The organism is Vibrio sp. DW001 (assembly GCF_029016285.1).
Classification (GTDB): Bacteria; Pseudomonadota; Gammaproteobacteria; order Enterobacterales; family Vibrionaceae; genus Vibrio.
In genome coordinates, this window is sequence record NZ_CP091975.1 from 2,301,438 (window position 1) to 2,321,306 (window position 19,869).

Genomic DNA, 19,869 nt, shown 5'->3' on the forward strand with positions numbered 1-19,869 from the left:
TGGAATATAAACGCGCCTTATCACGTTAAGGACTCAGCGTTTCGCATTTTGCTTTATGTTTGTAAAGTACCGTTATTATTTAAATTAATGGTAATGCACTACTCTGTATATATTCTGATGTTTAATCACGCTATTAAGTAATCTATGTTTAGTATTAATGGGGTGAATGTTTAAAAAACTTTGTTAACAGTGGTAAAAGTGAATCAATCAAGCTGGTCTTGCTATGCCCCGGCTCCAATTCAAGCAAGGCCGCTTTATCCGGTGTTGATTGCGTGATCCCAGTGTCCAATAACAAACTTTCTCCAAGTGAAGAGAGATATCGAATAAACCGACAATGAACTTGATGATTTTGAATGATATCCCTGTCAAATACATTCAGCTCGGGAAGTGAGACAGCGAAGAAATCCTCGTAAACATCTTGAGATAGATGATCGTTTGCCCAGTTTCTCATCACGGTTAAACGCTTCAGTGCGCGGTCTCGTTCTCCTAACTTAGCAAGAGCCAGTGCTTGGAAGAACAGGTAATCAGCGGGTTGGTCATTGTAATAGCGACTTTCCGTTAACTCACTAGAACCAAGCGTCGCCTTTTGCCAATACTGTTGTGCCTCTTCAGCATTACCACGTACTTCAGCTATGCAACCGAGCATGAAATAGATGTCGTTGTCGCTTTGCCCAACAAGACGTCCTTCGCTTAAATTGTCTGGATAGGTTAGAGATTTAACCAACTGCTGCTTTGCGTTGGCGTACTTTCCGTCCATAACGAATTGTTCCGTTAGGCGTAATAATGCATTGATATATTGTCCTGTGATTCGACCTTCACCACCTTCCCAGGGATGGAATACTTTGCTTTCTAGCACGTCTAGTGCTCTGGCTTGATTTCCAGAAATATTAAGCAGTGCTATCCACTCGGCACTTAAGTCATCCCGCTTTAGCACGATGTTCTGGTGCTTATTCAGCATGTCGAGTCTGTCTTCAGGTGAGCGCCCTATCAGCTTGCGTAAATGGTCTAGTTCAAAGAGCACTCTGGCATCTTGAGAATCAAGCTCCCACGCATAAGACATATGGCAGAGCGCACGTTCTAAGTCCTGTTTTTTGTTTGCATAGTAAACAGATAAATTACGGTGACATTCTTTAAAATCAGGCCTAATAGTTAACGCATTCTTCCAAAGTAGCACCGCTTTTTCGTAAGACTTTTTGGCATAATAGAAACACCCTAATTGATAATCAACAAAAGGATTTCCAGCTAATTTTGTCAGCGCATGCCACTCTATTTGTGTGTTAGGGAAGAGTACGTTTTGGCTAAACTCTTGTTCGGCTTTGGTCAATAAACTCTCGTCCATTTCGTCGTCTAATGCTGTTTTAATGAGCAATGAATTGGCGCCGTTGGCGTCTATTAGATCAATCGCTCTGATAGCACACTCCATTAAGCCAAGTGATTGATATAAGCCACTAACGTGGATGGCATTAGCTTGTCTTTTTTGGCACAGATTCGAGAATATTTGCTTCGATTCATCCGACTTTGTGATTCGATATCTCTCAAAAAACAAAGCATAGCCAAGTGGAAACTGTTGAATTGCCGTATCATTGAAGCGCCTAGCCTCATCGGTTTTATCCAATTTATCTAGAATCACTACCTTGATAAAAGCCGCATGATAACTGGTGCGATTAAGCTCTAGTGAGCGATTTATTTCTTCAAGTGCATCGGTGTATCTGTGCTGAATAAATGATAGGCGACTCGCCCCCATAAAACCGATATCACCACAGTTACCACTCCAAGTGGATTTATAGTAATCCTGATAGGCTAATTCGAGTTGCCCCAGTTTTTCGTGAACACAACCTCGAAGAAAACTGGCGCGACCACAAGCCGGATTTTTATTATATCGATGGGCTCGATCTAGCGCGTTATTTAATAGTACTAACGCATTATTGTAGTCACACCGCTCGTACTCCCTATTTGCCAACGCAAGGTTGCAGCGATAATCCAGTGGATCTCGGCGCAGAGCTTCTTGGTAATAATCGTCTGATTGACCACTAGCGTGATGATACTGTTCTAAATGTTGACCTATCAAATAAAGCTCTTCAATCGATGATACGTTTTGCGGTGCCAAAGGGGGTTGCGCGGGTTCAGGGATAGCTTCTTCAGCCGCATCAAGCTCTGTGTACGAAAGTACTTTTTGACCGTTTTGGGTGGTGACAACGATCGTTAACTTTTCATTGCTTGAGTATTCGATGGTTTCCAGATGTACCTGACAAGGTTCAAAAGAGAATGTCTCGTCAACGAGAATGGTATTGTTGGACTTAATGACGACTGAACAATTCTCTATTTTGGATATTGCATAGATACCCCATTCTATTTCTCTTTCTTCTCTATGTAGTTTCAACGCGAGATCTGTATTGGCTTGATGTACCGACCCTAATTGGCTGTATGGCAGGAAGTTCTGCACGAAGACTTTCTCTTCATTTGAGTCGATCCATGTAAAATCTGGTTGGTTATCGGTAAAGACACCTGTCATTAGTTCGATATACGGACCACAGGTATCTGTGAGGTTTTTGTCCCACGCTAACCCAAAATCACAGTTTCCCCATGTCCACTGTTTTTTTCCTGGAGAAATATGATGATTGGCGATGTGGAGTAGTCCTCCAGCCTCATTGTGGCTATAGGCTCCAACAAAATCGTAATCAGAACCCGCCGCCATATAAGACGTAGGGACAGGTAGGTTGTTATACCGAGAGATATCCGTCCCAGGGGAATAATCAACTTTGTAATACGTGCCTTTTGCTATCGGGAACTCGCTCACGTCTCTTTTTCCGTGGTCGTAAACCGCGGTTACGTCTGGTGGGAATATACTCTGATGATCCTCTCCACCTTTAACGGCAGGATTAGACCACCAAAGAAACTGGCGTGGTGTTGGATTTCCGTTATAGACCTTACCGGTTATCTCTATGAGCGCTTTGTTTGGGTAAAGTTTAAAGCCTGCACTGATTTGCAGACCATACATATGCTCGACTTCCCCTAGCCAAACCTCTGCACTACCATCATCGTGAGTTCGAATATTTACATCCACTGGCATATAGGTGGTTGGCCTGTGATGCTGAGGCCAATTAAACTCTATTCCTCCTGAAACCCAAGGCCCTATCAAGCCGACTAATGCAGGCTTAATAACATCGTTACAGTAAACAAAATCTCTGCCGCGAACCTTGTCGTAAGCCTTATGAATTCGACCCCCTAGTTCTGGCAGCAACATGACCTTGATATAGTCATTTTCTAGAAAAATTGCGTTGTATTCTTTGTTTATCAATTCATCATTGATTGAGTCAATCACCCCATATGGGTACACCGCACCTGAAGAGCCTTGATACACTCTTTTTTCCAAAAACAAGGGGTTGGTATCAACTGCACCAGTAGGATATGTCGGCAACATTACTGTTTCTGACCATACCCTCGCTTTATTTTCCATACATACACCTCAAAGCAGAATCTTTTTATTTTTAATCTGATGTAGGGAATTCTATTCTGTCGTTGGAGCAAGTAATTGCTAATACCTCACGCTGTTTATTAATCTTAGTTAAGTATAAATGCGCTAGAACTGAAAAAATCGATGTCACTAAAACTAAAGGGGCGCTTTGAATCAATTATGAAATTACACCATATTGATAAAAAAATGATTTAAAAAGATATTTATCAAGACAATGGAAGTAGGAAAGGAATTGAAGGTAAGACGAATTAGGTTGAGAAACGAATAGTAGTTAATCTAGGTGTTACTTTTTACTCTACATAGATCACGAGAACAGTGAACAAAAGCGTCGTCATCAACATACGCTTTTGAGAAATACGCTCCGAAAAAAGAACAAAACTAAGCCAGCGATGCGCGCTTCGTTCATTTAATACCAACAAACTACATTTGTTATTTCTCTCATCTTTGACCTTCTTTTACAGGCGAACCTATAATGCATCACCACCAGCGGCGTTCCATGTTTTGGTAAAACCATTTGCCCAAAACTTAACCGGGTAACGGCGATTGTCATATTCAACCTTCACAGGAATCTCAACCCATCTTCTTTTTTTGAATTCTGAAACGACAAAATCTAGCCCATTTTGAGTCATTGGTGTGATAGCGATAGTGTTTATGCTCCCCCCCTCTATACACATTTTACGGAACTTAACATTCTGATTATTAACGGAATAAACGGCACTGATTGGATCTGCATCAACATTACAACTCTCAGCCCATAAGAAAACCATGCTGAGCCCTGTTTTATCATTTCTAATTATCTTTGCCATAAAATTGGTCATTTGATTTGAGAGCTCTTCATAATAAAAATTGCTCTTAACCTTGATCTCTTTCGCGTGACGAGCAGACAGTACTATCCCTTGTTCCATTTGCTCATAACTAAATTTCGGAAATTCGCTAATACCCATCTGATACACCGAGTCTGCCATTTCACGCGTAAATTTGATCGTACTATCACCATTATCAATGTAGTTGTTTACGTTTTCTAACACCGCGGCCAACATATCCAATGTATATTCGTAACTCGCGATGTCTGAAGACGGGTAGTTATAAAATGTCGTCTCCGCTAGCGCGACAGATTTTAACGAGTGAGAGCGTTCAGAATGATGAATTGGTCGCAGAAAATTCTCATAAGTGACCGAATTTTTGGCAGAGATTGATTCGACTTTTTTCGTTTTGTCGGCAGCTTCAGAACAGGTGAGATCTTGTGGTTTTGAATTCACTGAGGTACAGGCTAACATTCCGATCAAACATATTGCTCGTTTCATCTTTTTCTCTCCATGAGAAGCTATGCCTAAGCTTCTATTTCGCTCATTAAGTGAATTAATTGTATGTTTGATCATCACTCCAAACTATGATTTAAAGTAATTCTGCGCATAGTAGCGAAAAGAAAACCGAAAGAGGTTCATGATGCAAGTTTCTGACATCCTATATGGGTTCTACTTCGACAATAGTGGCTTGACGAAGAGAATTAAAAATACTGCTGAACTAGATGCTTATAGGTCGCACTGGCTTCATTTTGATTACACGCTTCCTTCCACGACTCTATGGTTGAGAAATCACAGTAAACTTAACCCTACCGTCATTGATGCTCTATTAAATGAGGAGACTCGCCCTAGAGCAACGAGCCTCGATGGCGGGTTATTGATTTCATTAAGAGGGGTCAACTTAGCGGCTGGTAGTGATCCCGAAGATATGGTTTCTATCCGTTTGTGGGTCACAAATGACAAAGTAATCAGTACAAGATGTCGAAAACTACTTTCGACGCTAGATATTGCAAATGATTTCAACCAGGGAAATGGGCCAAGTTCACCATCTCGTTTTGTCATAGAGTTAACTGAAAAATTGATTTCAAGAATGAGTGACACAATCAACGACATTGAGGAAAAGATAGCCAATATTGAAGAAGCTATTCTCACGTCAACTAATTATAGTCTGCGTAATGAACTTTCGATTTTACGCCGACAGATCATCTCGTTAAGACGTTACTTGTCGCCACAAAAAGAAGCTATGATTCAGTTATTAAGTGACAAAATTACTCTATTTTCTAATGAAGATAAAATTCAACTACGTGAAACGTTAGATCACTTAGTTCGCTACATAGAAGATTTGGACTCGATTAAAGACCGCGCTACTGTTAGCCAAGAAGAGCTCAGTAATCGTCTCGCCGAACAGATGAACAATCGCATGTATGTTCTTTCGATTGTTGCCGCTATTTTCTTGCCTCTCGGTTTTCTTACTGGATTATTTGGGGTCAATGTAGGCGGAATTCCCGGCGCCGAAAGCAGCGATTCTTTTGCCATATTTAATTTGTTGCTTATTGGTGTCGTCATTATTCAGGTTTGGATATTCAAGAAAAAGAACTGGTTCTAGTCATCGTTACTGACAAGTCATTTATACGTATCATCACGTCCCCCACTTCATCAATTAACGCTTCATATAACAAAGTGGGGGTGACGAACAAGGTAATAGATTTCTTGTTCTATATCTTATTCACCCCTGAATATTTCACACCCGACAATTGCGCCATCTCTTTCTTCCAAGTCGCCAGATCGTTTTTGTTAAACTTGTTTAGCGCATCATGCCCACAAGCTCTAGACATCACCTGCATCAACTCGACCGAAGCTTCAAAGAAGTTCTTCAACTGCACCGACGCTTTGCTAACATTCAACCTTTGGCGTAGATCGGCCTTTTGAGTCGCAATGCCAGCAGGACAATTGTTGGTATTACACATCCGAGCCGCAACACAACCAATGGATTGCATAGCGCTATTGGATATCGCCACCCCGTCTGCCCCTAATGCCATTGCCTTCACAAAATCCATTGGAACACGGAGTCCGCCTGTGACTATCAAGGTCACTTCTCCACTCACACCTTGTTTATCTAGATAAGCTCTCGCACGTGCTAAAGCCGGAATGGTTGGCACGCTGATATGATCCCTAAACATCTCTGGTGCCGCGCCCGTACCTCCACCACGCCCATCAAGGATGAGATAATCTGCACTGGCATCTAGCGCAAATTGAATATCGCTTTCAATATGATTAGCGCTGAGTTTAAAGCCAATTGGAATACCACCAGTCACCTCACGAACTCTGTCCGCAAACCTTTTAAAATCTTCTGTGGTATGAAGATTCTTAAAGGTCGGCGGCGATATGGCAGCAGTCCCCGCTTCTATTCCCCTAACTTCGGCGATTTTCCCGATATTTTTATTGCCCGGTAAGTGACCACCTGTCCCTGTCTTCGCACCTTGACCGCCTTTAAAATGGAACGCCTGTACATTGACTAACTTAGATTCATCATAACCAAACCCAGCGCTTGCGAACTCATAAAAATAACGTGAGTTTGCGGCTTGTTCTTCCGGCAACATTCCTCCCTCTCCCGAGCATATTCCCGTTCCGGCCAACTCGGCTCCGGTCGCTAGTGAAACCTTTGCTTCTTCCGACAGAGCACCAAAGCTCATATCTGACACAAACAGCGGAATATTCAGTGTCAGTGGCTTTTTGGCGTTTGGACCGATAACCAATTGAGTGCTCACTGGAACGTCTTCTAGCAACGGTTTGGTCGCCATCTGTGCAACCATAATCTGTAGGTCATCCCAATGAGGGAGTTCATTCCTTGGTACACCCATCGACGTCATGGGACCGTGATGTCCCATTTTGGAGAGGCCTTCTCGTGCTAACTGATGGATAAATTCGACCGTCGGTTCTTCTTTGGTGGCCGCAGCAACCGGCATACTTCCCGCCGCCTGTATCTGAACACCGGGTCCTTCCTGCCCAACCTGTTCATTAGAGAACTGTTTATGAGACCCATCACAATAAGGCGGATTAGCGGTGTGTTTACAGCGACAAAGATAGGCTCCGCCACTCTCTTTCGCAATGAAGCTTTTAGGCTTAAAACCTGACCCTGCATGGGAACCATCACAATAAGGCTGATTCCCTGAGCGACCACAGGTGCAAAAATAGTACTCTTGATCTTTCGTCAATTCGACGTTGATAGGTTTGTTGTTTTCGACAATTGGGTTGCTCATATTCTATCCTTATAATTGTTATATCCGCCTTTCGTGGCTTATCTATAAGGTTAGTAGAATAAGAAACTCAATGTATGTTAATTAGCTGTATACAGTCACAAAGATCAGAGAATGATGAGCATATTTAGCGTGTATTCCTGACAACCTCAAATTATCCCCCTTCCCAACCCTTAACGAGATCTCAGTTCACTATACGATACTCGTATCACCCACGCGACGCTGGCCTCTTTCGCTGCCCATCAACCACACGGTTCACTAGAAAACACTATTGCGGCAGAGATGTTAGAGTCAGGTGTCGATGTAATGCTTTCAGGCGGCATACGCCATTGGCTGCCAAAAGAAGTGAATGACAAAGGAAAAGTCTATGACGATTTTGTCGAGATGGCTGACGGCGCTGTGAAAATAAAACCTAAACGTAAAGACAATAAAAACCTAATAACTGATGCACAGGAAGCCGGCTACCAAATCGCGTTGACCAAAGACCAGTTAGCCGCAACCACTAGCGATAGTAATTTACTTGGGCTGTTCGCCTACTCAGGTATGTATAACGGCATTCGCTATCCCGCGACGAAAGATAACCCTAAACGTACCCAACTAACGTTGACGATGGAATAACGGGGACACTCACCTTAAAGTTCAGGAGTCATAAAGTGTATGTCCCTTCAAAATATAAAGTGTATGTCCCTTCAAAATAATCTTATCATCTCAACTATCGACGTTCGTCACTTGATTATTTACTCATCGGACTGCCGTGCCTCCAATAAATAAGTACAACTAAATTGTCTTATAAACAAAACAGATTTTAGCGTATTGCTATTTGATCACCTACGCTTTACTGATTCACTTCGAGTGGGCAAGCTAATTATAGATAGATGGCAGGATGCCATTTCGAGAGTATATAGAGGTCACCTGATGAATATTCAACGCTGCCATTTCACAATAAAAAAACATCTTTTTTCAGGCTACGCGAAGTTAATGAAACCCATTACCCACCGTCTTTCTTTTCCAACACCAATCATTATCGCAAACCACTCTGCGGTGACGAATATGGTTGAGAAATTGCAATTAAAAGGCATTCAACGTCCAGTCGTGATTACCGATAAAGTGTTTCGTACGCTGCCTGCTTTTCAGATCATATTGGATGCTTTAAATGCGGCTTCAATTAATTACGCGATATTTGATGGTGTCGTTCCTGACCCTGATTTTGTTATCATTAGTAAAGGCATTAAAGCATGCAAGAGACACAACTTTGACGCCATAATTGCGATTGGCGGAGGGTCGTCTATCGATGCAGCTAAAGTCATTAATACCTGCGCATTGAATAACACTCTGCCAAGAAAAACGGTTGGCCTATTTAAAATTAGGCGTAAAGGCGCGTATTTTGTCGCCATACCTACAACCGCAGGAACGGGATCAGAAACCACGATTGTTTCTGTTATCACAGATGAAATTGATCATCAGAAGAAACAAATCATCAGTATGAAGATTGTTCCCGACCTTGCAGTGCTAGACCCCAGGTTGATGGTTGGCTTACCGCCTGCAATTACCGCGACAACGGGAATCGATGCGCTCACTCATGCAATGGAATCCTATTTAAGTCTGTTTTCAACACCGGAATTAGACAACATAAATCTAGACACGATTCGGGATATCTTTGCCTACCTACCTCAATGTTATGGAGAAGGAGCCACATCATTAGAGAGTCGTTTAAAGATGGCTCAAGCCTCTCATAATGCAGGCATAACGTTTACTCAAACTAGTGTTGGTTGGGTCCATGGTATTGCACATCAACTCGGTGCATTCTATAAGATGCCTCACGGGCTTGCCAACGCGTTAGTGCTTCCACATGTGTTGAAGTTTTATGTCCCCACTGCGACGAAAAGAATGGCCGAGATGGCCGAGGCAATTGCTATCACCGAGGGCTGTGACTTGGATAAGGCAAATAAGTTAGTGGACCGCGTTACGGCGCTTTGTGAAACGCTTAATATTAGAGTTGAACCCAATATGATTCAACAATCAGACATAAAAACAATGAGTGCGAATATTATAAAAGAGGTGTACATCAGTCCATATCCAGTGCCACGTTACTTTAGTTCACAATATGAGCTTGAAACCTTCATCTATACTATCTTTAAATAAAATAATACCTGAAACTTTCTCCTTTCAAAAAAGCGTGTAATGCGACACCTATATGGTCGTATTCAAAATGAATTTGGCGCCACCATATTGGCTATGTTGTACGGTTAATGTCCCATCTAGTTTTCTTGCTGCATTTTTGGCTATCGCCAACCCTAACCCCAAGCCGTCAGTTTTACAATTTCGGCTTTTATCCAAACGGGCAAAGGAAATAAATGCAGGGCTCTCCTGTAAACATGAGCCCTACATTGATATAAAATGAACAAAAGATCGAATACGAACCAAGTTTCGGCTATTCGATTAGCTACACCTTAAAGCTATTTAGTAAGACGTCTTGGTCGTTTACATTTTTTATTTGGGTTTTCATTGCCAAATTGGCATTACCCGCAGCCTCGGCAACTTGCTCAGACAAAGATTTTATATTTAAAGTATTCGCATTCACCTCTTCTGATACCAAACTTTGTTCTTCAGCTGCTGATGCAATCTGAGTATTCATATCACTGATAGTTAGAATGAGTGCCTGAATATCACCTAGGGCCGAATTTGCACCTGTCGCTTGTTTAACCGCTTGATCCGCTTCAAGTTGACTTTCATTCATTGCTTTAGAAACGGACTGAGCACCGCTTTGCAACTGTTCTATCATGCTCTTTATTTCAGTTGTCGATTTCTGTGTTTTTTGAGCCAAATTTCTAACTTCATCAGCTACCACAGCAAAACCTCGACCCGAATCTCCAGCACGCGCAGCTTCAATAGCGGCATTCAAAGCCAATAAGTTTGTTTGGTCTGCAATATCATTGATAACTTTTAGAATAGACTCAATGTTATTAGACGCAATGGTGAGTGCTTTTACTTCTTCAACGGCATACTCAATTTTACTCGACAGATTTTCAATGGTGTTTGCAGTATCACTCACCATATCTGACCCGTTACTGGTTGCTTGCTCTGCCTCTTTAACCGATGTCGCCGCTTGATTAGCATTGTTGGCGACTTCTGTAGAAGTGACCGACATTTCATGCATAGCGGTGGCGAGTTGCTCTAACTCTTTTAACTGCGTCCCCATTGCTTGTGCCGATTGTTTGGCACCTTCGGCTGTCATCTCTGTACCTTCTTTAATACTGGTACCGAGAGTCTTTGATTGTTTTAGTTGATCCTGAAGTTTACTAACAAAGGTATTAAAACTTTTCGCTAATAGAGAAAACTCTTCGTCGGTGTTGGTATCTAGACGTTGAGTTAGATCTCCGTGCCCTGTAGCAATACCGTGAATAGCATCATTAAAATTTGCCAGAGGGCGCAGTAAATAACGAATCCAGTAAGTCAAAGCAAAAATACTGAGTACCAGCGCGATGAAGCTAAATAAGATAGATTTATTTCGCAGACTATTGAGTGCAAAATAAGCCAGTTCTTCATCTACAACCGCGCCAACATACCAGTTTTCTCCGGGTATTGGCATAAACGTAACCTGAAGGTTTTTACCTGCCAGTTCTATTTCTTGTGCACCATCTCGAATATTAATATTCGGCAAGTATTCGGAAATATTGACGCCATTAAATTTGTTATTTGGATGAGCAATAGTGCTGCCCGACTCAGTCACAATAAAAATATAACCCGCATCAAATGTATTAAATTGATTCACCGCTTCCGATAGATTAGTCAACGAGACATCAAAAAACATGCTCCCTATATAGCGTCCTTTTTGATGCAGAGGGCTACCTATAGATACGTTTATTTCATTGGTTGAGTCATTCAAATAAGGTTGGGTTAAGATAATCTTCTGCGCCTGCTTGGACTGCTGGTACCATGGGCGAGTTCTAGGATCGAAATCGTCTCCGGCTTCCCAAGTGTCGACATTTTCGAGCATCTTTCCATTTGATTCGTACCCAACACCTGCGGCAAGAAAAGATGTCTTAACCTGTGCGCTTTCAACCACTTTCTGTGCATGCTGGTAATCTTCTGCAGAAAACTCAACAAATTCGCTCACCGCTTTTGCGACATTCTTCTGAGCCTGTAACTCAGAGAAGGTGTAATTTTTTACACTACTCAACATCTCTTTAATATTTCTATCGATCTGAGACCCAATATGGCTCTTAACTGTATATAACTGCTGTATCGTTAAAAACGAAACAGACACAAACAGCATTAAAGATGATGCCGCCACAATTTTGTAGTTAAACTTCATGATTCTAAATCCAATTTTAATTGATATGCAATAATGCGCAGTGAGTAGTATGTAATAAGCATATTAATTTGAATAGTGGCATATTTCTGCTACATATCTCACCGAATTATATAAATAATGGATATATCGATTTGTTTGGTTAACAAACGTACATATAACTGTGATGAATTGCATATCGCCGCGAGATGATTTTATTGATTAGGTTAAGTAATGGTGTTGAGGGTTGTTAATTTCGTTATAAAGCAAAATGGCCCGGTCAATGTTTTGAAGCTCTATTTCTTTAGCCCAATTTCATTCTAAAGCTATCTTTATAGTGTCGAGATAGATTCAAGCGCTTACCGTTTTTAAGTTTGATCTCTGCATCACCACTTGGTTGAGGCGTGATCGACTCTACTTCGTCTAGGTTGATTCCGTATGAACGATGTATTCTACAAAAACCTCTATCTGATATTTGTTCTATTAGGCCACCTAGCGTGGCACGAATAGGGTAGACCCGCTCTTTTATGTGCAAATTGACGTAGTTTCCGGATGACTCTAACCACTCAATATCATCAATCTTAACTATAAATTCCTTTCCAAGCTTTCGAATTAACAGTCTATCTATAGATTGCTGAACTGGTTCATCTTCACCTTCATCAACCAATTTGGCCTCGCCAATCATTCGACTGATCACGAAATTGAAACTGTAGCTATACAATACAAAAAACACGTAGAGCCACGCATCTTTCCGATATTCATAAAATAACTCCAAGGAGATATCACCAAATTGATAGTGTATTCCTTGAGTATAAAAGATGATTTTTCGTATCAGCACCATCAACGACACGTGGATCAACGAAAATAGAATTGACCCTATAAAGTGCCAAATTAGATTTTTTTTGTAAAACAGCCAAGTTAACGGAAATTTATTTAACAAGATGGCGATCAGTGGCAATGCCAACATGAAACCAACAGCACTGGAATACTCCGAAAGAAAAGGAGACCAAAACGGAAAAGATAGCTCACCACCACTCCGGAGCGCTTCCATGATAATCGACGTGGCATTGATGGTGTTATTGATGATTATGTAGAACGAAAAAAACAGAAATATGAATAATTGGGGACGCTTCTCTATTGTTTTTAAAAGCATCATTTCACACCTTTCTTTTTTGAAGTCGGCTCTTGATGATTTTTCATCCCATTATACCGCGTCTCGACCCTAACCATTGTCGTTTCAGCCTTCTTGGATGTTTCGTTGACCCAATTGAAGCTACTATTTGTCACAAGATATTAACACAAAGTTTGCAAGAATTTACGCGGTTAAGGAAATTATAATGTCGGATGGAATACATACCAGTACAACGAGTCAACGACTCTACTTTCTCGATTGGGTTCGGGTGTTAGCCTTTGCTTTTCTCATTTTTTATCATACAGCCATGATGTTTGTGGACTGGAGTTTTCATATTGAGAGTGGTTATAACAGCGTCTCGCTAAAATCTATTATGCTACTCACTTCAACCTGGCGTCTCGATATACTGTTTATCGTGTCCGGCGTCGCAATGAGTTATATGATCGCCAAGATGCCACTGAAATCGTTTACTTGGCAACGCGTCATTAAACTCTACCTTCCGTTGCTGTTCGCCGTCGCGGTGGTCGTTGCGCCACAATCTTATTATGAAGCAATCCAAAAAGGAGTGTTTGAAGGTTCATTCTGGCAGTTCTGGTCTACATTTTACTTTACGTTTACTTGGGATGAGCGAATGGAGGCCCCCTTTCCAACCTACAACCATATGTGGTACGTACTCTATCTATTTCACTACACCCTTGTCCTTCTCCCTCTGATGAAATTTATTAACAGTACTACGGGAAAGGCTTTTCTTGTGACAATTGAACGCTGGTTGTCGCAAAAGAGGCGTATTATTTATATTCCTCTAGTCATTTACTTATCCAACTATCTCTTATTTAACGATCACAAGATAACCCATGCATTTCATAACGACTGGTACGCTCATAGCCTCTTTCTTTTTGCAGTGATAATGGGACTCGTCTTTGTTCGAATGCCACTTATATGGCTATCTTTTGAAGAGAATAGATATCGGACCCTAGCCTTAGGATTAGCAAGCTATGGTGTACTACTGCTGATCTATAATCTCCCCGCCGAAGATTTCATCGTTGAAAAAGGTCTCGCTTGGGATCTGATACGATTAACTGTTAAGTGGTCATGGATCGCACTCATTATCGGTTTCGCAAGAAGGCACCTTAATTTCACTAACAGGGCTTTACGATATTGCAGTCAAGCTGTGTATCCATTTTTCATTCTGCATCAGACGATAATAATCGTGTTTGGCTATTATGTTATTGGCTGGAAGTTATCTGGAGTGACGACATTTCTGGTCATATCCTGTGGCACATTCATCATTTGTGGTTTGCTTTATGAACTTGTTATCAAGCAAACTGATCTTCTAAGGTTTCTTTTCGGAATGAAATCAAAGCAGATAACAGAAACATACACTGCAAAGCTATCATCTAAACCTTTCAATCCCTTTTAATCTACCGCTTGTCCCAGTGTCTAGCATTTTAAGGGGCAAATGAGTGCATGGCGGCAATCTCAGTCGATTTATCTTATTGCTGCTCAAATCTAGTTTTTTCTATGAATTCTGCTGGGTGAGATAAGGTATACTTTCGCTAGACTAAACGATGTTTAAGATACCATGAACACGGATTAATTTTTTGCCACTCTGCTTTAATAAGGAAAGTTATGCCTCACTTCGTTATAGATTGTTCTGAGCACATTCTGAATATTCAGCAAGAAGAACAGATCCTCAAAGAAATTCACACCGCTGCTGTTTCGACCGGTTTATTCAATGAAAACGAAATCAAAGTTCGTGTAAATCCGTTTAAAACTTACCTAGTCGGAAATAAAAAGGATGACTTCATCCACGTCTTTTCGAACATTATGGAAGGTCGTACAACAGAACAAAAAGCGTCACTTTCAAGAGTCATCGTTAAACAACTCGTCTTATTATTTCCTGACGTTTCGAATATTGCGGTTAACATTCGGGAGTTTGAAAAATCGACATACTGTAATAGGGATATGCTTGTTGACGCATCGTTTTGATGTAGTTTTGTCGCGTTACCTTGTATCTGAAACCGATCAACATTGCATAACAAATGGTCAATCAGTAGTATACGAACACAATATTTTACGATTACGCGCTCAATAGCATTGAACGCTATATTTCGGTTAAGCATAGAGTTGGCATTACAGTAATATGGAAGCATTACGTAAAGTATATCAGTACGCTGAACCTAACCTTACTTTAGTCGGGTTGCTCGGTGTCATTGGGTATCCTCTCTATTATCTAGTGTGGGGAACCCTTTTTCCTCAGCAGTACGAAACACTCCCTCTTCGTTTGTTCTGTTCACTCTTGTTTGTGGGCATTGTTTGCCGGAATCATCTTCAATCAAGCTTCCGTCAATATATGCACTTGTACTATCAAGTCGTCATTATTACTTCGCTGCCATTTTTCTTTTTCTATATGTTGTTAATGAATGATTGGTCCCTCGTTTGGGTGATGTCATTTATGTCTGCCATCTTTCTGCATATCTTGTTGGTCCACATTACTTGGCTGCTGTTTCTTCAAACCTTTGTGGGGTTGATATTCGCCACTCTATTTGCGTGGATAAATAAAGGCTACTCTCTGGAAGTAACCATCGATTGGATGCAGTTGTTACCCGTTTTCTTTTTTACCTATCTGTTCGGAAGCCTATGCTTCTATCGTTATCAGGCAGATTATGACTCAAAAGTCTCTATAGCTAAGTCTTTTGGGGCCGGAATTGCACATGAGATGCGAAATCCTCTTAGCAGCCTTTGCTTGTCTATAGATGTTATTCAATCCATATTGCCAAATGCCACTAAGGATAACAAAGAGACGTATCAGCTCAGTAGAAAAGAGATCCTCCGCTTACTTGAAGTCAGCAGTGACGCCATGACGATCATTCATTCAGGGAACGAAACTATCGATTTGCTACTAACATCTATCGACGAGAATCGAGTGTCTCGTTCGACATTTAAGAAGCACCCTGCTCAAGAGGTTGTTGAAAGCGCAATAGAAAGCTTTAGCTATAAGCGCGAGGTAGATAGAGCCGCAGTATCATTGAAGGTTCACAGTGAATTCGAGTTTTTTGGTAGTGACACGTTACTAAAATATGTTGTATATAATCTGCTAAAAAATGCTTTCCATCACCGCAACGACAGCGATTTTACCGTTCACCTTGCACTAAAATCAGAGCAAAAATTGAATACGATTATTGTCACGGACACAGGCTCAGGTATTACACAAAAAGTACTTGAAAACATGTTTAAGGATTTCTATACCACGGGTAAAGCAGGGAATTATGGCCTCGGTTTGCCTTTCTGTAAAAAAGTAATGCGCTCATTTGGTGGGGATATTCAATGCCAATCTGAGCTTGGTAAGTGGACTCAGTTTAGCATGACACTGCCACGAATAGAGTCAAATATCGTAAGAGATATTAAGAGTGAACTGACCAAACTTAAGTCGGTATTATTTATTAGCGAACAAGACCATTTGACATCGACAATGACCAGCGTTGGCCGCGTTATGGGTGTTGAACTCACAACCTTAAATATTGATACTACCTTAGAAAAGATGGAATACGAATTCGAATATGACCTCATCGTCGTTGATGTCGAGAGTGTCACGCTAGGTAATAACCAGCTAGATAAACTCGAGTCTCTCTATTCATTTTCTGAAGCTCAACTTGTTTATTTGTTCCAACAGCGTCCCATCCAACACCTTAGCAAAGCCAGTTTTACCTCTATCTGGATTGATACAGACTCTTGGTTATCGCACCCTAAAGAGACGATTGAGCGTTTACTATTTGACGCTACCTACGTCAATACGGTGACACAAAAATTGCCATCCAGAAACGAAGATAAACGTACAATCATGATTGTGGATGATAATGAGTCCTTACGAAAATTCACTTCAATACTGCTAGAAAAACAGGGGCTTAATGTCATTCAAAAAAACAATGGTTTGCAAGCCATTGAAGCGCTAGAAAAAGAGAATATCGATCTAATTCTTATGGATATTGAGATGCCAGTAATGGATGGGTTAGAGGCATCGCTTCGCATTCGTCAATCCAAAAAAGAGTTTGCCAATATCCCTATTATTGCTCATACAGGGGATAACTCTCCCAGTATGCTCAATAAGATCGATTCATCTTCGATGTCCGGATATATCGTAAAGCCTGCGGATAAAAATCAACTGCTTGATAAAATATCCGATTGGATTTAGTAAAGAGCTTAGCCAGTAACCAAGCTCTTTTCTTAATGTAGCGGCACTGATTTACTCATCGTGTCTTAGCGGTAACGTTACACAAACTCTAGGTTTGGATTTTTGTACGCTTCATGGCAAACCGTTAAAACATGGTCGACGTCTTTGACGGTCAAATCTGCATTGACCGAAAAGCGCATTATGCTTTTGTTCTTTCCCGTCGCGGGGCGACAAAAAATAGCCCCAAACACATCATTCTCTTCTAGGAAATCTCGTACGCGCTCCATGTTGCGTTCTCCGCCACACTCCAAAGATATAATCTGTGACTCGCTACGAATATTAAAACCTATCGCCTTTAATCCCGCTCTTAGCTCATTCGCACGACGGAACAATGTTTGTCTTTTCCCCTCTGCATGTCTAATTATCTCTAGTGTTTTTCTTAACCTCGCCACCTCTTGAGGCAACACCGTAGAGCTAAAAATAGCCGGGTATGAGATAAAAGGTAATGTCTGACTAAGTTTCTTGGGGCCCAAAATAGCGCCTGCGCGGTAAGCAAACGTCTTGGCCAAACTTACCGTAACAAAATCCACTTGGTCTTGAACTCCCAATGCATTTATCAGCCCTGAACCGTTCGGACCATGGGTACCCAACGAATGAGATTCGTCGACGACCAACGCGCAACCGAACTCGTTCGCTATTTCGTAGATAGCTTCAAGTGGTGCAATAGTTCCTATTGTGCTGTAGATCGAATCAACAACAATGACGCCGGCGCCATGTCTCTTAATCTGTTTACGCAGATGCCGGATATTATTGTGCATAAATGGATAAATTGCCCCGCCTGATATTCTCGCGCCTTCCCATAAGGACATGTGGGCAAAAAAATCGATGTAGATCGGCGTTCCCGGAGCACAAATAGTTTGTAACAGACCAAGGTTCGCAGCCCAACCAGATTGGGACAACAAACAGGTTTCCATGCCCACGTACTCTGCAAGCTCATTCTCGAACTCTGGCTTTGATTCTTCATCCTGCAGAAAAACGGCCGACATAACAACATTGTCATCTTGCTCAGATATCGCTCGTTTGTGGGCCGCTTGAATCTCCTTATTGTGAGACAGTGCCAAGTAATCATTACTTTGCATTATCACCGCGTCTGCGGTTGGACGTTTACCCAAAACCAAATGTTTTTGATTCTGATTTGATTCAATTATATCTTCAATATAAAAATCTAGGCGTTCCTCAATAAAGGCAGGAAGTGGTTTCGTTTTATTACTCATAATCAAGTCTCATTGTAATTTAGAAAAACGCCAGCGCTGACATCTATCTATATTCCAGACTTTGAAAAGATAGTCATTACTCAATTTGCATATTTATCGTTGGAGTAGCAAACTCCATATTTAAGGGTTGGGAAGGCAATTGATTTCAGTAGGATGAGCGAGCTCTACAAACGTGTAATTAAGGCATTATTTAGGGTCGTTCGGCTAGTTTGAAGCATTAAACGATGGACACTGAACTTACTATACGACGTTCTTAGATAAGGGTAAGAACACCTACAAAATATCTCTCAGTATCGGTTAACTATTGTCACTATTTTGTTTTCGAAAATCTGAAGGAGTAAGGCCTGTATATTTTTTAAACGTTAAGTTAAAGGTGCTCTTAGCGTTAAAACCGGACTGCATTGCAACGTCTAAAATGTTCTTCTTCGGGTGCTGAAGGAGTTCATTTTTAGCGTATTCAATCCGGAAACTGGCTAAATATTCATAGAAACTCATCCCACAGTATTGGTTAATTGACTGCGAAAGATATTGCGGTTGTATGCTTATTTTTTGGGCAGTTTTTTCTAGTGAAAGAGCGCTATCTAGAAAGTAGTTTTCTTTTTTCATGATCGCATTCAAATCACGAATTATTAGCTCTGCTTTGTTTTCAGTTAACGCAGAAGTACGATATTTTTTTTACGTTTTCGCATACTTCTCTTTCTTCTTTACCCCTAGGTTTTTGACAATATGCGGTTGTAAAGCCTAATAATATAAGCCAGATAACCAAATCGAGTATGGAAAAAATAACGCTGTGCAGAGGTGGCACGCTATATAGTATGGAGAAGACCGCATTATTATCAGAAGGTTCATAATAGAAAATGCTCATGGTTAAATCAGCTAGAATAATTAGCCATGTCATTGACATCGACAACCAGACGCCTTTGAACCAATGGTAAGTGTCTTCACTATAACCAACACCATACAAGGAACCTCGCATTAAGTTCCAAAGCATAGGAACGAAATACCGAGAACTGCTGATCAAGTAAGTCAGAAAGAAAAGCCCCAAAGATACGTCAATTGAGCTTGCTAACCATTTGTTACCCGCTAATACGTCTAGAGATAGACTGTTAAGTAACAACGGTATCATTAAGAACAAGCCAAAAACCAGTAGAGCACTCTTTTTCTTAGTGACTACATTTGCTGTTCTCAAATGCAGTGTAGAATCTGTGAATCCAGCCGTTAGTGGACCAAGTAATAAAACTATCGGAAGCGCGAGTATATTCAAAATCTCAGAAACAGGTGGGTCAATAACAATGCCCAAAAACATCGCCATTTTTACCACGGCAAAACCAGCAAAAAGTGCGATTAATTCATTCTTTGCTGTCAACCATTTGAGCGGATGCGCAACCACTAGCATGAAACAAATACTTAACAAAATCACTGAGAATCCAGTAATGAGTTCAATCATTGAGATCCAGTGCACGCCT

General features: G+C 41.1%; 14 protein-coding genes and 1 pseudogene. 6 read left to right on the plus strand and 9 right to left on the minus strand.

What is annotated here, in order from left to right:
* Nucleotides 1-154 precede the first annotated feature (154 nt).
* Together L3V77_RS10420 and L3V77_RS10425 are read right to left on the minus strand one after the other, a co-directional pair.
* Nucleotides 155-3,457 carry a DUF5107 domain-containing protein gene (locus L3V77_RS10420; RefSeq protein WP_275134095.1) on the minus strand — a complete coding sequence of 1,101 codons (3,303 nt, stop codon included), beginning with the start codon at nt 3,455-3,457 and terminating at the stop codon, nt 155-157.
* 485 nt (nt 3,458-3,942) lie between these two features.
* Nucleotides 3,943-4,779 (minus strand): hypothetical protein, encoded by an 837-nt coding sequence (locus L3V77_RS10425; RefSeq protein WP_275134096.1) that lies wholly within the window; start codon nt 4,777-4,779, stop codon nt 3,943-3,945.
* Between the two features lie 139 nt (nt 4,780-4,918).
* Between L3V77_RS10425 and L3V77_RS10430 the strand changes: the two genes are divergently transcribed.
* On the plus strand, nt 4,919-5,884 hold the full coding sequence (locus L3V77_RS10430; RefSeq protein ID WP_275134097.1) for a zinc transporter ZntB: 966 nt from the start codon (nt 4,919-4,921) through the stop codon (nt 5,882-5,884).
* 109 nt (nt 5,885-5,993) lie between these two features.
* Here L3V77_RS10430 and L3V77_RS10435 read toward each other — a convergent pair whose 3' ends face one another.
* A complete protein-coding gene (locus L3V77_RS10435) occupies nt 5,994-7,538 on the minus strand; it encodes a glutamate synthase-related protein (RefSeq protein WP_275134098.1) in 1,545 nt (514 codons plus the stop codon).
* Nucleotides 7,539-7,757: 219 nt separating this feature from the next.
* Here L3V77_RS10435 and L3V77_RS10440 point away from each other — a divergent pair, with 219 nt between their 5' ends.
* Together L3V77_RS10440 and L3V77_RS10445 are read left to right on the plus strand one after the other, a co-directional pair.
* Nucleotides 7,758-8,153, plus strand: coding sequence for an alkaline phosphatase (locus tag L3V77_RS10440; RefSeq protein ID WP_275136747.1), 396 nt, complete (start codon nt 7,758-7,760; stop codon nt 8,151-8,153).
* A 297-nt stretch (nt 8,154-8,450) separates the two neighbouring features.
* Nucleotides 8,451-9,677 (plus strand): iron-containing alcohol dehydrogenase, encoded by a 1,227-nt coding sequence (locus tag L3V77_RS10445; RefSeq protein ID WP_275134099.1) that lies wholly within the window; start codon nt 8,451-8,453, stop codon nt 9,675-9,677.
* Nucleotides 9,678-9,725: 48 nt separating this feature from the next.
* Here the strand turns inward: L3V77_RS10445 and L3V77_RS10450 are convergent.
* The 3 genes and pseudogenes from L3V77_RS10450 to L3V77_RS10460 form a co-directional block, all read right to left on the minus strand.
* Nucleotides 9,726-9,890, minus strand: a pseudogene (locus tag L3V77_RS10450) (ATP-binding protein); the annotation flags it as partial.
* An 88-nt stretch (nt 9,891-9,978) separates the two neighbouring features.
* The gene (locus tag L3V77_RS10455; protein ID WP_275134100.1) at nt 9,979-11,850 is read right to left on the minus strand and encodes a methyl-accepting chemotaxis protein; all 1,872 of its coding nucleotides are present in this window, start codon (nt 11,848-11,850) and stop codon (nt 9,979-9,981) included.
* Nucleotides 11,851-12,130: 280 nt separating this feature from the next.
* Nucleotides 12,131-12,982, minus strand: coding sequence for a LytTR family DNA-binding domain-containing protein (locus L3V77_RS10460; RefSeq protein WP_275134101.1), 852 nt, complete (start codon nt 12,980-12,982; stop codon nt 12,131-12,133).
* A gap of 181 nt (nt 12,983-13,163) precedes the next feature.
* Here L3V77_RS10460 and L3V77_RS10465 point away from each other — a divergent pair, with 181 nt between their 5' ends.
* The 3 genes from L3V77_RS10465 (at nt 13,164) to L3V77_RS10475 (ending at nt 17,150) form a co-directional block, all read left to right on the plus strand.
* Nucleotides 13,164-14,378, plus strand: a complete 1,215-nt coding sequence (locus L3V77_RS10465) for an acyltransferase family protein (RefSeq protein WP_275134102.1) — start codon at nt 13,164-13,166, stop codon at nt 14,376-14,378.
* Between the two features lie 209 nt (nt 14,379-14,587).
* Nucleotides 14,588-14,947 carry a 5-carboxymethyl-2-hydroxymuconate Delta-isomerase gene (locus L3V77_RS10470; RefSeq protein ID WP_275134103.1) on the plus strand — a complete coding sequence of 120 codons (360 nt, stop codon included), beginning with the start codon at nt 14,588-14,590 and terminating at the stop codon, nt 14,945-14,947.
* A gap of 154 nt (nt 14,948-15,101) precedes the next feature.
* Nucleotides 15,102-17,150 carry a hybrid sensor histidine kinase/response regulator gene (locus L3V77_RS10475; protein ID WP_275134104.1) on the plus strand — a complete coding sequence of 683 codons (2,049 nt, stop codon included), beginning with the start codon at nt 15,102-15,104 and terminating at the stop codon, nt 17,148-17,150.
* A 77-nt stretch (nt 17,151-17,227) separates the two neighbouring features.
* Here L3V77_RS10475 and cqsA read toward each other — a convergent pair whose 3' ends face one another.
* The 3 genes from cqsA to L3V77_RS10490 form a co-directional block, all read right to left on the minus strand.
* Nucleotides 17,228-18,403 (minus strand): alpha-hydroxyketone-type quorum-sensing autoinducer synthase, encoded by a 1,176-nt coding sequence (gene cqsA / locus L3V77_RS10480; RefSeq protein WP_275134105.1) that lies wholly within the window; start codon nt 18,401-18,403, stop codon nt 17,228-17,230.
* Between the two features lie 297 nt (nt 18,404-18,700).
* The gene (locus L3V77_RS10485; protein ID WP_275134106.1) at nt 18,701-19,009 is read right to left on the minus strand and encodes a helix-turn-helix domain-containing protein; all 309 of its coding nucleotides are present in this window, start codon (nt 19,007-19,009) and stop codon (nt 18,701-18,703) included.
* 40 nt (nt 19,010-19,049) lie between these two features.
* A complete protein-coding gene (locus tag L3V77_RS10490; RefSeq protein WP_275134107.1) occupies nt 19,050-19,865 on the minus strand; it encodes a hypothetical protein in 816 nt (271 codons plus the stop codon).
* Nucleotides 19,866-19,869: the final 4 nt, after the last annotated feature.

Excerpts from the sequence above, each read along its gene's own strand:
- L3V77_RS10420 (WP_275134095.1), bottom strand. The coding sequence starts at position 3,457 with ATGGAAAATAAAGCGAGGGTATGGTCAGAAACAGTAATGTTGCCGACA.
- L3V77_RS10425 (WP_275134096.1), bottom strand. The coding sequence starts at position 4,779 with ATGAAACGAGCAATATGTTTGATCGGAATGTTAGCCTGTACCTCAGTG.
- L3V77_RS10430 (WP_275134097.1), top strand. The coding sequence starts at position 4,919 with ATGATGCAAGTTTCTGACATCCTATATGGGTTCTACTTCGACAATAGT.
- L3V77_RS10435 (WP_275134098.1), bottom strand. The coding sequence starts at position 7,538 with ATGAGCAACCCAATTGTCGAAAACAACAAACCTATCAACGTCGAATTG.
- L3V77_RS10445 (WP_275134099.1), top strand. The coding sequence starts at position 8,451 with ATGAATATTCAACGCTGCCATTTCACAATAAAAAAACATCTTTTTTCA.
- L3V77_RS10455 (WP_275134100.1), bottom strand. The coding sequence starts at position 11,850 with ATGAAGTTTAACTACAAAATTGTGGCGGCATCATCTTTAATGCTGTTT.
- L3V77_RS10460 (WP_275134101.1), bottom strand. The coding sequence starts at position 12,982 with ATGATGCTTTTAAAAACAATAGAGAAGCGTCCCCAATTATTCATATTT.
- L3V77_RS10465 (WP_275134102.1), top strand. The coding sequence starts at position 13,164 with ATGTCGGATGGAATACATACCAGTACAACGAGTCAACGACTCTACTTT.
- L3V77_RS10470 (WP_275134103.1), top strand. The coding sequence starts at position 14,588 with ATGCCTCACTTCGTTATAGATTGTTCTGAGCACATTCTGAATATTCAG.
- L3V77_RS10475 (WP_275134104.1), top strand. The coding sequence starts at position 15,102 with ATGGAAGCATTACGTAAAGTATATCAGTACGCTGAACCTAACCTTACT.
- cqsA (WP_275134105.1), bottom strand. The coding sequence starts at position 18,403 with ATGAGTAATAAAACGAAACCACTTCCTGCCTTTATTGAGGAACGCCTA.
- L3V77_RS10485 (WP_275134106.1), bottom strand. The coding sequence starts at position 19,009 with ATGAAAAAAGAAAACTACTTTCTAGATAGCGCTCTTTCACTAGAAAAA.